Consider the following 13,663-nt stretch of genomic DNA (forward strand, 5'->3'; position numbering starts at 1 on the left):
TTGACATTCACGACTTTGCACTGATTTTATTACAAAAAAGACAGATTATTAACGATCCAAATGATTTGGAAAATCTAAAAAGAATTCCAAAAAGAATTCTTCAAAACAGATAAAGGAGAATTTACAATCACTGTTTGAAAAAGGGATATTACAAAAAAAGCCTCCGATAAATCGGAGGCTTCTATATTATTTTAAATCTAATGAGATCATTAAACTTTTTTGTTCACTTTACGTTCACCTTCTGTTAAGTAGATCTTACGTAAACGGATAGACTGCGGAGTAACCTCAATATATTCGTCACCTTGGATATACTCCATTGATTCTTCTAAAGAGAATTTGATCGCTGGTGCAATACGCGTATTATCATCAGTACCAGAAGCACGCATATTCGTTAATTGTTTCGCTTTAACGATATTGATTGTTAAATCGTTATCACGGATATGCTCTCCTAAAATTTGTCCTTCATAGATATCTACTCCTGGATCAACGAAGAATTTACCACGATCTTGTAATTTATCGATAGAATAAGCTGTTGTAGTACCTTTATCTAAAGAGATCAATACACCATGTTGACGTCCAGGGATTGTACCTTTCCAAGGCTCGTAACCTTTCAAACGGTGAGCCATAACAGCTTCACCAGCAGTAGCAGTCAATACGTTGTTACGCAAACCGATGATACCACGAGAAGGGATTTCGAACTCTAAGTGTTGCATTTCACCTTTAGTCTCCATAATCAATAACTCACCTTTACGTTGTGTTACCAATTCGATTACTTTACCAGAAACTTCAGCAGGAACATCTACGACCAATACTTCGACTGGCTCACATTTCTTACCATCAATTTCTTTCAAGATAACTTGTGGCTGACCTACTTGCAATTCGTAACCTTCGCGACGCATTGTTTCGATCAATACAGATAAATGGAGAATACCACGACCATATACTAACCATGCATCAGGAGATTCAGTAGGAACTACACGTAATGCTAAGTTTTTCTCTAATTCTTTTTGTAAACGATCATGGATGTGACGAGAAGTAACTAATTTACCTTCTTTACCAAAGAAAGGAGAGTTATTAATCGTGAACAACATGTTCATTGTAGGTTCATCAATATGAATAACCTCTAATTGCTCTGGGTTTTCGAAATCAGCAATAGTATCACCGATATCAAAACCTTCGATACCAACTACAGCACAGATATCACCACAAGCAACTTCTGTAACACGACGACGACCTAAACCTTCAAACGTATGTAACTCTTTTACACGAGATTTAACGATTTTACCATCGCGTTTCATCAATGAAATAGGTTGGTTCTCTTTGATTGTTCCACGTGCAACACGACCAATAGCGATACGACCTACGAAAGTAGAGTAATCTAAAGATGTGATTTGCATTTGCAAAGTACCTTCATTAAAAGGAGATGGTGGGAAGTGAGAGATGATAGCATCTAACAATTCAGATACATCTTCTTTAGGCTCTTTCCAATCTGTTGACATCCAACCATTTTTAGAAGAACCGTATAATACTGGAAACGCCAATTGCTCTTCAGTAGCATCTAAGCTAAAGAATAAATCAAATACATTTTCATATACTTCTTCAGGACGACAGTTTTCTTTGTCTACTTTATTAACAACTACCAAAGGTTTCAAGCCTAAAGCTAAAGCTTTTTGTGTAACGAAACGAGTTTGAGGCATAGGACCTTCAAAAGCATCTACTAATAACACAACACCATCAGCCATCTTCAAGACACGCTCAACCTCACCACCGAAATCGGCGTGACCAGGAGTGTCAATAACGTTGATTTTCACACCTTTGTATTGAACAGAAACGTTTTTAGCAACGATTGTAATACCGCGTTCACGCTCTAGATCGTTATTATCTAAAATTAAATCACCTGTACCATCATTATCTCTAAAAAGATTTGTGAAGTGTAAGATTTTGTCTACCAACGTAGTTTTACCGTGATCGACGTGAGCGATAATCGCTATATTTCTAATATTTTGCATCCAGCAAGTAAATTTGTTTTAAATTCAGGGTGCAAAGATAAGTATTTTGCATCATAAATTCATATAACTATGTGTATTTTATTTGATTACAGCTAAATCTTTTCCAACTTTTATGAATGCTGCTATTGCTTTATCCAAATGACTGATCTCATGACCTGCCGAAATCTGAACACGGATACGTGCTTTTCCTTGTGGAACAACAGGGTAATAGAAACCAATTACATAGATTCCTTCTGCCAACATTCTGGTTGCAAATTCTTGTGCTAATTTTGCATCATACAGCATAACAGGCACAATAGGGTGAAATCCCGGTTTAATATCAAAACCTGCTGCTGTCATTTTTTCACGGAAATAAGCTGTATTTGCTTCTAATTTATCGCGTAAGTCTGTCGTTTCACTTAGCATGTCTAAGACTGCTACAGAAGCTCCTGCGATGGCTGGCGCTAAAGTATTGGAGAACAAGTATGGACGGGAACGCTGACGTAACATATCGATAATTTCTTTACGACCAGAAGTAAAACCTCCAGATGCACCACCTAATGCTTTACCTAACGTTCCAGTAATGATATCAACGCGATCAATTACATTATATAATTCATGTGTTCCACGTCCAGTTTTACCAATAAAACCTGTACAGTGTGACTCATCGATCATCACTAATGCTTCATATTTATCTGCTAGATCACAGATCTGATCTAATGGGGCTACGGAACCGTCCATAGAGAATGCTCCGTCTGTAACGATAATACGGTGACGCGCGCCAGAAGCCGCTTGTAACTGAGCTTCTAAATCTGCCATATTCGCGTTTTTATAACGGAAACGTTGTGCTTTACACAAACGGACACCATCGATAATAGATGCATGATTCAATTCATCTGAAATGATCGCATCTTCTGCACCTAATAAAGGTTCGAATACTCCGCCATTGGCATCAAATGCCGCCGCATATAAAATAGTATCTTCTGTTCCTAAAAATTTAGAAATTTTTGCTTCCAACTCTTTGTGAATATCCTGTGTTCCACAAATAAAACGTACTGATGACATTCCATATCCATGTGAATCAATTGCTTTTTTTGCTGCTTCAGTTACTTTAGGATGTGATGATAATCCTAAATAGTTATTTGCACAAAAATTGATGACTTCTTCACCAGTGCTTACTTTAATATCAGCACCTTGAGGCGTAGTAATTACGCGTTCTTCTTTATACAAACCAGCTTCTTTGATAGCTGCTAATTCTTTCTGCAATGCAGGTTGAAGAGTTTTATACATAATAATTCAAAATTTTCTACAATAATAAGATTTTATAAGAGCATTTACTCCACTTATAAATGAAGTTTATGTTATTAATGCCTCAAAAGTATGTGAAACCGTTTGCACAATTTTACTATTCATAACGTAATGCTTCTACAGGATCTAATTTTGAAGCTTTTGATGCAGGGTAATAGCCTGAGAGCATACCCACCAGAACACATACAGTAAAACCTAATATGATCCAATTCCAAGGAACAATAAATGATGCACCCAATTGTAATGCCAGCAGGTTGCCGATAACGATACCCAATATAATTCCTGCTGCCCCACCAATTAAACAGATAACAACTGCTTCTATTAAGAACTGTTTACGTATCACCGAAGGGGTTGCTCCAATTGCCTTACGGATTCCAATCTCGCGCGTCCGCTCTGTTACAGAAACCAGCATAATATTCATTAAACCGATGGAAGCTCCTATTAATGTTATTAATGCAATCACGATTGCTCCCATTGTAATGATAACCATATTTTGAAGTAAGATCTGCGCAACCGCATCAGATTTCGTGATTTCAAAATCAGATGTTTGTTTAGCTGTCAACCCACGTATATTACGGAACACAATAGTAGCCTCCCCTACTGCGGCTTCTAAGCGGACCGGATCATTAACCGATATCGTAATGGTATAAGAAGGCTCAACACCACCCATTACTGTTCTTGCTTTTACCAAAGGTATCAAACAGGCCTTATCAGCGCCCATACCAGCGCTTGATCCCTTATTTTTTAATACTCCGATTACTTGATAACGCACCCCACCGATTGTCATAAATTCACCTATCGGATTGATGGTGCCTTTAAATAATTTTTGATATATTTCATCACCGATAATGACAACAGGACTTCCTTTATAAACTTCCTGATTCGTAAAATTACGACCAATAGACAAGTTATATCCGGATGTTTTTAAATAGGATTCATCTGATCCGATGACACCGATATTAGGATTTGTTTTTTCTGATTTATATTTTGCGGTTGCTGCCCATGAAACATTCACGTTGAGCGAGGTGACGGCGTCAAACTTATATTGTTCTTTAAAGCTGACCGCTTCACGGTATGTAATGGATGAATATACCTTCGACTGCTCACCGCTATTTCCAATGCGGACATTCAGACCGCGATTCCGAATATTAAATGAATTGGATCCCATTGAAGAAAAGGAGTCTGTTAAAGACGATTTAATCGCATCTATAGATGTTAAAACACCTATAAGTGCCGTAATGCCTATTGCGATAATCAGTGCTGTCAGAAATGTGCGCAACTTATTGCCTACAATGGATTGGAGAGCAAGTTTTATATTCTCTGAATAGGACATTTTAACAGCCATAGCAATTCTATCGTTAATATTTAGATTGCTGAAATTACTGCTATTAAATTAATTTTACAATGTTTTTAATAATTAAAGACCCTAAAAGAAAAAGCGCCCTTATAAATAAGTAGCGCTTTCCATTTTTTTACCAAAGCTTTAGTTCACCCTTTTCCATGATTCAGTACGTCCGAATAAACTGACGCCCACATAGCCCCTGATATCTAACTTATCTGTTCCCTGTAAGGTCATTTTACAACTATAGGTTTTTCCTGTTTTTGGATCATATATTTTACCGTCCTGATAGACATTACCATCTTTTGAAAAGTTAGTCAAAATCTCTAAGCCCTGAACCTGTCTGCTTTGCAAACTTTTATCGGGATTCTTAACGTCCTTTTTAATATTACCCTGTGCATCATTTGGTTCTTTCAACCAATATAGTTTACCAAAATACTTTTCACCTTTTTTGTAGATTTCTATTCTACCCTCTCCACTAGGATTCTGCCATTTTCCAATAATAGGGTCAGATTGTGCAAAAATTAATACTGACGTAAATACCAGCATCAGTGTCATGATCATCTTTTTCATATTGTCTCTGTTATAATTGTTTATGTGAATTTACAAAATTTATATTATGCAAGCATAACATATATGCAATTAATTATATTAAACAGATTAAAGTACCAAAAGTTTAATTTGGGAGAGACGAATAGCAAACGATCGTTTAGGAGTAGAATTTGGCACCGCATTTGATGATAATTTTGTAAGATTAACTTAAAATTATAAATATCATGAAATTCATTATTAGCCTACTTATTACAGGTGTAGTGATTGCACTAGCAGCCTACATATCTCCAGGAGTACATGTTGCCAGCTTTCTTTGGGCTATCATAACAGGTCTTGTTATTGGATTTGTTAATGCTACCGTTGGTTCGATTTTAAGATTGTTCACTTTTCCATTAAATTGGTTAACACTGGGACTAGTTTCTTTTATCATCACTGTGCTCATGATATTATTAACAGATTCATTACTCGGATCTAAATTTGATGTTTCCGGCTTCTGGACAGCAGCGCTCTTTGCAATTGTAGTAGCGGTGCTAGAAATGATCATTGGAAAAATGTTTCCTAGCAAAGATTAAAATAAAACTTTTCAAAATACAAAAAAGCCAATCCAAAAAGATTGGCTTTTTTGTATTGATGATGAGGTCTTTTGTTTCATTAAGATTCTGTAACAAAAGAACTCAATTAGCATCCCACCATACTCTATTGGTTAAAACTCCATTATCACCCTGGCTTACCACATTTTGGTTATTCGTATTGATTTCTGTTTCAGGATACATAAACCGCAATGGATACCCATTAGGCACTGGAGAAGACACAGAGTTAGGAAAGTTAGGGTATCCGAGTCTTCTAAAATCATTCCATGACTGAATGTTATTAATATTATTTAGAGCTAACCATTTCTGTGTGATGATACGCTCAATCTTATTCGTTGCAGTCGCATAGTTCACATTAGTCTGGTTGATATAAGATTGTACATTATAATTATTAACATTGAACAAATAATTAAATGATGCTTGTATCCCACTTTGATATAATTGACTTGCTATACCTGTTATCCAATCTCTTTCAACTGCTTCTGCTCGCAAGAAATTAGATTCTGCTAATGATATTAAAACAATAGATTGATTGAAAGATTTAATTATTCCTGCTGGTTGGTTTCCATTCTCATTTGGTCCTTTTAAAGACGAAGTATTAACTGCTGCATACTCATCTTTTATCATATTTTCTCCCAAAATAACCCCTTTAAAGTCTCCGTTTATACTCACATAATTTTGAGCCAATCTCGGGTCATTAAATTCTTTATATTTTCCAATAAGATACTGAGTAGGACGTATATTAGCATAATTAGCTACAGCTACTCCAGAATTATTACGATAGTAGGTTTCGTAGAATGGATTAATCTTAGATGCTGTATTCAAAAAACCTGGGTTTACACTAGCATCTTCTTCTAAAAAGCCAGAACCTTCTTTTGTAATTTTAGCAATTTCCTCTGTAATATAAGATGCTTGACTCGAAACTTCAGACTGTCTTAACAATGCTCTTAATTTCAACGTATTTCCAAATTTTGCCCATTTCGTTTTATTTCCTTTGAATACAACATCATCATTTGCAGGAAGCAAAGAGGCAACTTTAATTTCTTCTATACCTTGAGTAATCAGATCTACAGATTTTTTATATACATCTTTTCCGGACTCATAACTTGGGTGCAAAATCTTAGACCCTTTTAGGGCGTCCTCATAAGGCACATTATTATAGAAATCAACAAGTATAAAAAAATGGTATCCCATCATAATCTTTGCTATTCCTGAATAAAATTTAGCATCTTCTATTTCCGCCTGTTCTAATATTTCTTTATAATAAAACAAATTATTATAAGTCGATTCCCAAACAGCCAATCCATCACGAGTATCTCTAATTCCTGGGCCATTATATATCTTGAGAGCTCCAAAAGAATTAATTCCTTCATTTGAAGTACCCCAATATCCTCCCCAAAGACCTCCTATCTGGTTTAATTGAGTAGCTTCATATGCCGCTGATGTCACCAATGCTGCAGGAAGTTTAGCATTCAAACTTAAATTTTCCTTTATTGGGGAATTGGGGTTAACATTTACATCTAAAAAATCTTTGCAAGAAGTCAATGTGAAAAATGCAAAACTCATTAATCCTATTTTTCTAATATTGTATTTCATTACGGTATTTTTAAAAAGTCATATTAATATTGAAGCCCATTGACCTTGAGGTTGGGATTTGTCTGAAACTCGCATAACCATCCGTTTGATTGTACAGGGCTTCGGGATCACCAATTTTATTGGAAGAATGTCTAATAATGAACAAATTATTGCCAACAAAACCTATGCTTGCTTTTTTAAACAATTTCTGTCCGGCCAAAAACTTTGCCGGCAATTCATATCCAACATAAAGTTCTCTTAATTTTAAAAAGTCTGCTTTTGCAGCAGTAGTTGTCTGAATATTTCCATAAGCGGTCCACCAAGCTTTGTCTCCTTTAGAATATACATCGGTATTCTCTACAACACTTCCATCCGTAAGTCGAACCATCGAATTTGGCATAATAAACGGTTGTCTATCATATTTCACAGTCTCAATATGTGTTCCTGCGGCATACATTCTTGGAAATACTTCTGAGTACATCCAGCTTCCTAATCTTGAGTCTATTTGAAAACCTAATGTAAAGGACTGATAGGAGAGTTTTGTTGAAAAACCAAAAAGGTATGGAGGAACCATTGTACCCAATACAACTTCTTCTTCTGAAGGAATAACATTACCATCTTTATCTAGTACTATTTTACCTCCTTCTTTTAAGAAATCTGTCATTCTAAGCGTCGGATATTGATGATCTTTAAGCGCATAAGCCTGTCTAAAGATGTTAAATTCATCTCCTGCAAATAGGTCTTTAGCTTTAGTGTCTGTATAACTGAAGTTAAAACCCAAATCCAACTTCACTTTATCATTTTTAATTACAGTTCCATTGATCATAACTTCGAGCGTTTTATTGATCATCCGTCCTGCATTGACTATTGTAGAGTTAAATCCCGTTGCACTTGATATCCCGGCATTAAAAATCTGTCCATCAGAATCTGAATGTGCATAAGCAATATCTGTACTCAATCTATTATTAAAGAATCCCAGCTGAAGACCTACCTCATAAGATTTTACAAATTCGGGCTTAATTAATAAATTGGGTTCTGATAGAGAGGGTGTAAATCCAACCAAACTTCCATACGGAAATCCTGCTGTCTGACTATATGTTAAATTTAATCTGTAAGGATCCAATGTAACATTCCCAGTCTTATTATAAGATGAATAAACACGTCCATAATTTAATACGCTGTTATTTTTCAGACTTTCAATTGCATCTGTAAATACAAAGGAAGAACTTATACCTGGCGAGAAGTAACTATTATTATTGGGGTCTAACACAGAAACTTTATCATTTCTACCAGTCAAAGTCAAAAACAAATAATTTTTATAACCTGCAGTAAACTCTCCATATGTAGCCAATGATCGGTATTTTGTTATTGTAGAGCCTCCTGTCAACTCTCCTGTTCTAGATCCTTGATTAAAAATATCTTCAAATAATAAGTTTGATGCACTTACATTTATTTGTTTTCCTTCATCCATTCTGACATTTTGACCTACTAGTAATTTAGTAGTGAAATCACCAAAATCCTTATGGAAATTTAAAATCAAGTCATTATTAAATCTTGTAAATCCGGAATGAGTATCATTAACAGATCCATTGATATTCCTTGTTGCTACGCTAGATGTTAATTTCCGATTTGTTATACGACCTGGCTCAGATTGGAAATAAAGGCCTGTTCTATAAGTCGCATCAAACCAATCTGCAAATTCATAATTAAACTCTAATTTTGAATTTAAGGTATGTTGATCGGATGTATTTCTGTTGTTATCAGCCATGAAGATTGGGTTTCTCGTACTTGCAACAGGATTATACCAATTTAAAGGATGATTTGGGGAACTTGGATTTTGCCAATTTCTAGCGTCTTTATAGTCAATATTTGCTGGCTGAGTATAAACAGAAAGCCAAGGTCCGTCGCTCGTAGTATTGTTCTTGAAAAAAACATAGTTCACATTAAATGAAGTATTTAGTTTGTTAAAACGACGAGAACCGTTAAATCGTGCTCCAGTACGACTGGATTTATCTCCTGGAATAATTCCCTTAATACGAACATCCTGTAAGGACATAAAATATGAGCTTTCAGTATCTCCACCCGAAAACGATATGTCGTTTTGGGTCGTTATACCTGTATCAAAAAATCCTAAACGATTATCTTTACTTGGAGCTTCATATCGCTTAGTCGGTTGTACACCATTGATTGGAAGACCAAAGTCTCTCTCTTCTCCATTAAACTTATCACCCCAAGATTCATTAGCTACTGGACTGTAAATCCCATTCTGTCCTTGTCCAAATTCCACTTGTGCCGGAGGTAATAAAAATACATTAGAAAAAGTTGTGCTATTGCTAAAATTAATTTGACCTCGATCTGATTTTCCAGATTTTGTCGTGATCATAATAGCACCATTTACACCTTCAGAGCCATAAAGTGCCGCAGCATTTGCACCCTTAAGAACAGTAATATCCTGTATATCATTTGGGTTAACACGTGTTATATCTGGTAAAGGAACTCCATCTACAACATATAAAGGATCATTTTTAGATCTGTTTAAAGACCGTGTACCTCTTAATCTGATCTGAATTCCTGGATCAGTTTTACCAGTTGTTAGATCTGTTGCATTGATACGCAACCCGGCAACTTTACTAGACAAAGCAAGTAATGGGTTTACAACTTTACCTAGATTAAGCTCTTCATTACTGACAGACTGAGCAGAAGTGCCAAGCTCTCTGGACTGTCTTTTAATACCAAGTGCTCCTGTCACAACTACTTCTGAGAGTTGTTTGTTATCTTTTGCTAGGTAAATAACACGATCTGACCAATCTTTATCAATAAAAATTTCGGTCGGCAAATATCCTAAGTGGGAAACAATTAATTTTTGTCCCTGATGTGCCTGAATCCTAAAGCTACCTTGGGAACCTGTTATCACACTTCCTGAACGTTCATTCCCTTTTACAGAAACAGAAACGCCCCTAATAGGCTCGTCACTTTCTTGTTCTAAAACACGTCCAGCTAATGTAACATGAGTCTGTCCCAACAAATCCAAAGAATATGTGGCCAGCAGCAATAGCAGTAAAATTGAAAAGTAATTTTTTATCATCCTTCACTTTTTAGTTAATACATGTAAAAATTTATATCTTTGTCTTTAGAACCAGTCTAAATAACTGAGTGCAAAATTAGATTAATTATAAATAGTGGAGTGACGAGATCCGAAAAACAAGCTTAACAATCCGAAATTAAGTGGCAACTATAATAATAAGCACAATATGAATCAAGAGGATAGAAACATCTCCTTATACAATAACATAGATTATGAAGTAAAGCTTTTAGCTTTAAATGATGAATTTTCTCGTCTCAAAATTGATGACACCAGTTCGGTTCTCATTATTTCTATGGCTAAAACCAGCACTATAATTTTGGACCAACAAGAGATTGAGCTTAAAGAAAAACATTCTTGCTTTTATTATTCACAAGGTTTGGATCTCTTTCTGATCGCAAAAAATGAGAAAGCAAAAATTTGTATACTGACATTTAAGGCTGGGTTTCTAAAGCACAGTGAAATTGAACTTGGTAATCAAGAAAAGATAGAAAAACTCTTTCAATCTTCATCAACATTGAGATGTTTTCGTGTCCCATCCATTCATAGCAATGCTCTAGGTCTTATTCATACGCAACTTCCAGAGTCTCTCCTATCTACATTCTATAAAGGGACATCTCTAAACATATTCTGCAAATTGGTCGCCTACTTAGAATTATCTACAAAAACAGAAAGTACAAGATTGAGAGATATTGATATGGAAAAGATAAAGACCGCTAAAGGATTGATCGAGTCCAATTTGAGTCAGAATTTCACGATCTCTCAATTGGCCAGAATTGTCGGAACTAATGAACAATACCTTAAAAAACATTTTAAGCAATTTTATGGAATGACAGTATTCAATTTTATAGTTGATTGTAAAATGAATAAGGCGAAACTGATGCTTAAAGAAAAAGATGTCAAGGTAAGCTCAATTAGTCAGCAGTTGGGTTATAGACATGCGACTCATTTTACTACAGCTTTTAAGAAATTTTTTGGATATACACCAAACGCATTAAGATATTTATTTGCAGTTTTCATAGACAATTATCTCGCAATTAAAGATATTGCGATGATTTATATTTAATGCAAAATTGTTTAAACCATATAGAATACAATAACATATCATTATTTCCTTAAAAATGCGATAATTCAAATGGTCAGTAATAGAACAAAAAAGGCTCTCCTAAAACGGAGAGCCTTTTATTAGTTATTTAATATAATTAGAATTCCCATCTTACGAAAGCTTCGATTGCCTCGTAATTAGCTAATCCCAATTGATCATATAATTCTGCAGTTTCGCTGGTACGATCTTCTGCACGTACCCAGAATTCACGAGGATCATCCCCAGGGAAAACTGGAAGATCTTTCTGTGATTGGTGCTTAAAGATAGCCAAACGCTTGCGGTATACCTCTTGTGGCGATAATGGAACAGCCATTTCAATTTCATGAATTGGGTATTCATGCCACGCTCCACGGTACAACCATAACCAACAATCTTTAGTCCACTCATCAGTCGCTTTTAAACGTCTTAATGCTTCAAACAAAATATTAAAACATACTTTGTGTGTTCCATGTGGATCTGCAAAATCACCTGCAGCAAATACCTGATGTGGCTTTACCTGACGTAATAATTCCATTGTTTGTTGGATATCATCTTCGAAAGAAACATCTTTTGAGAATTTCTGTCTGTCGTAAAAAGGTAAGTCTTGGAAATGGATATTTGCATCTGGTAAACCAACAAAACGAGCGCCAGCGATAGCTTCTCCTTTACGGATTAATGCTTTGATCTTACGAACAATCTCTGTATCGATCTGGTTTGGTTTTTTAGTTTCAAAAATCTCACGGCTTTCTTTATATAACGTTGAAATTTTTGATGCATCAATTCCCATCTCTTTTGCAAAATCTTCTGCAAATTCTAAATAGCGGATAACATCATCATCCCAAACAGCTGTATTACCACACGTTTGATAAGCAACATGTACATCATGTCCTTGATCTGCTAAACGAATAAATGTACCACCCATAGAGATTACATCATCATCAGGGTGCGGAGAGAATACAATTGAAGTTTTCTTAGCTGGATTAGCACGCTCAGGTCTTTGTGAATCATCAACATTTGGTTTACCACCTGGCCAGCCAGTAATGGTATGTTGCAATTCATTAAAAATACGGATATTGATATTGTAAGCAGGACCTGATTGGGTTACCAACTTAGCCATACCATGATTATTATAATCTTCTTCTGTCAGTTTCAGAATAGGCTTCTTAATTTCTAAAGACAACCAAACAACTGCTTTTTTAATTAAAACAGGTGTCCATTCAATATCTTCAGCCAACCAAGGCAAATCAAATCTCGTTAATAATGAAGCTGATTCTGTATCTAAAATGAATTCTACATTATCAGACAGTTGCAAATAAGTCGCTGGAATCTCTGATGAGATTTCACCTTCTACAGCTTTCTTAATGATTTCAGCTTTATTACCACTCCAGGCCATCAAAATGATCTCTCGAGCTTTAAAAATAGTACCGACACCCATCGTAATTGCTTTACGAGGTACATTTTCTTTACCACCAAAATCACGAGAAGCATCACGACGTGTCAAATCATCTAATGTGACAACACGTGTACCCGAATTAGGAGCAGATCCCGGCTCATTGAAACCGATATGACCTGTACGACCAATTCCTAAAATTTGAATATCTAAACCACCTAAGTCAGTAATTTTTTGCTCATAAGCTTCACAAGCGGCATTGATCGCATCTACTGCTAATGTTCCGTCAGGAATATTAACATTTGTTCTTTCAATATCGACATGATCAAATAGATTTTTATTCATGAATGTCACATAACTCTGTGCGGCATCTGGCTGCATCGGATAATATTCATCCAAGTTAAACGTGATGACATTTTTGAAACTTAAACCTTCTTCTTTATGTAAACGGATTAATTCAGCGTAAACTTTAATGGGTGTTGCACCAGTAGCAAGACCTAAAATTGCATTTTCGCCATTCTCTTGCTTTTTGCGAATGATGTCCGCAATACGCTTTGCAACAACTTTGGAAGCTGTGCTTGGATCAGGATACACACTTACAGGAACTTTTTCAAAGCGTGTTTCTTCCAATAAATTTAATCTAGCCATTATTAGAATTAGTATTGATAGGGTGAATTACAAATTTATAAAATATTGTAGCTTATTCACCATATTTTATAAGATTTTAAATCGTTTATAGCAAAAATGCAAATGCA

The 13,663-nt window shown here is 35.5% G+C and carries 9 protein-coding genes; 2 read left to right on the forward strand and 7 right to left on the reverse strand.

Translation table 11 applies throughout. From position 1 onward, the window contains the following. Positions 1 to 209: 209 nt before the first annotated feature. The 4 genes from typA to HCX49_RS19785 all read right to left on the reverse strand — a co-directional run bounded on the left by typA (position 210) and on the right by HCX49_RS19785 (position 5,208). Positions 210 to 2,009, reverse strand: a complete 1,800-nt coding sequence (gene typA, locus HCX49_RS19770; RefSeq protein WP_132771684.1) for a translational GTPase TypA — start codon at positions 2,007 to 2,009, stop codon at positions 210 to 212. A gap of 78 nt (positions 2,010 to 2,087) precedes the next feature. Beyond that, complete coding sequence (gene kbl, locus HCX49_RS19775) at positions 2,088 to 3,278, reverse strand: glycine C-acetyltransferase (protein WP_132771685.1); 1,191 nt, start codon at positions 3,276 to 3,278, stop codon at positions 2,088 to 2,090. Between the two features lie 115 nt (positions 3,279 to 3,393). Then, positions 3,394 to 4,641, reverse strand: a complete 1,248-nt coding sequence (locus HCX49_RS19780; RefSeq protein ID WP_132771686.1) for an ABC transporter permease — start codon at positions 4,639 to 4,641, stop codon at positions 3,394 to 3,396. Positions 4,642 to 4,779: 138 nt separating this feature from the next. After that, positions 4,780 to 5,208, reverse strand: coding sequence for a DUF2147 domain-containing protein (locus HCX49_RS19785; RefSeq protein WP_132771687.1), 429 nt, complete (start codon positions 5,206 to 5,208; stop codon positions 4,780 to 4,782). Positions 5,209 to 5,411: 203 nt separating this feature from the next. Between HCX49_RS19785 and HCX49_RS19790 the strand changes: the two genes are divergently transcribed. Beyond that, a complete protein-coding gene (locus HCX49_RS19790; RefSeq protein ID WP_021190846.1) occupies positions 5,412 to 5,759 on the forward strand; it encodes a phage holin family protein in 348 nt (115 codons plus the stop codon). A gap of 102 nt (positions 5,760 to 5,861) precedes the next feature. On the opposite strand, the gene HCX49_RS19795 is transcribed toward HCX49_RS19790, so the two are convergent. Both HCX49_RS19795 and HCX49_RS19800 read right to left on the reverse strand, forming a co-directional pair. Next, the gene (locus HCX49_RS19795) at positions 5,862 to 7,373 is read right to left on the reverse strand and encodes a SusD/RagB family nutrient-binding outer membrane lipoprotein (RefSeq protein WP_168127955.1); all 1,512 of its coding nucleotides are present in this window, start codon (positions 7,371 to 7,373) and stop codon (positions 5,862 to 5,864) included. Positions 7,374 to 7,383: 10 nt separating this feature from the next. Continuing rightward, positions 7,384 to 10,437, reverse strand: a complete 3,054-nt coding sequence (locus tag HCX49_RS19800) for a SusC/RagA family TonB-linked outer membrane protein (RefSeq protein ID WP_168127956.1) — start codon at positions 10,435 to 10,437, stop codon at positions 7,384 to 7,386. A gap of 166 nt (positions 10,438 to 10,603) precedes the next feature. Between HCX49_RS19800 and HCX49_RS19805 the strand changes: the two genes are divergently transcribed. Further along, on the forward strand, positions 10,604 to 11,500 hold the full coding sequence (locus HCX49_RS19805; protein WP_168127957.1) for a helix-turn-helix domain-containing protein: 897 nt from the start codon (positions 10,604 to 10,606) through the stop codon (positions 11,498 to 11,500). A 136-nt stretch (positions 11,501 to 11,636) separates the two neighbouring features. Here HCX49_RS19805 and nagB read toward each other — a convergent pair whose 3' ends face one another. Next, positions 11,637 to 13,556 carry a glucosamine-6-phosphate deaminase gene (nagB, locus tag HCX49_RS19810; protein WP_168127958.1) on the reverse strand — a complete coding sequence of 640 codons (1,920 nt, stop codon included), beginning with the start codon at positions 13,554 to 13,556 and terminating at the stop codon, positions 11,637 to 11,639. Positions 13,557 to 13,663 lie beyond the last annotated feature (107 nt).

This window comes from Sphingobacterium sp. B16(2022) (assembly GCF_012030425.1).
GTDB lineage: Bacteria > Bacteroidota > Bacteroidia > Sphingobacteriales > Sphingobacteriaceae > Sphingobacterium > Sphingobacterium anhuiense.

Coding starts and splice junctions, on each gene's coding strand:
- typA (WP_132771684.1), bottom strand. CDS start 2,009: ATGCAAAATATTAGAAATATAGCGATTATCGCTCACGTCGATCACGGT.
- kbl (WP_132771685.1), bottom strand. CDS start 3,278: ATGTATAAAACTCTTCAACCTGCATTGCAGAAAGAATTAGCAGCTATC.
- HCX49_RS19780 (WP_132771686.1), bottom strand. CDS start 4,641: ATGGCTGTTAAAATGTCCTATTCAGAGAATATAAAACTTGCTCTCCAA.
- HCX49_RS19785 (WP_132771687.1), bottom strand. CDS start 5,208: ATGAAAAAGATGATCATGACACTGATGCTGGTATTTACGTCAGTATTA.
- HCX49_RS19790 (WP_021190846.1), top strand. CDS start 5,412: ATGAAATTCATTATTAGCCTACTTATTACAGGTGTAGTGATTGCACTA.
- HCX49_RS19795 (WP_168127955.1), bottom strand. CDS start 7,373: ATGAAATACAATATTAGAAAAATAGGATTAATGAGTTTTGCATTTTTC.
- HCX49_RS19800 (WP_168127956.1), bottom strand. CDS start 10,437: ATGATAAAAAATTACTTTTCAATTTTACTGCTATTGCTGCTGGCCACA.
- HCX49_RS19805 (WP_168127957.1), top strand. CDS start 10,604: ATGAATCAAGAGGATAGAAACATCTCCTTATACAATAACATAGATTAT.
- nagB (WP_168127958.1), bottom strand. CDS start 13,556: ATGGCTAGATTAAATTTATTGGAAGAAACACGCTTTGAAAAAGTTCCT.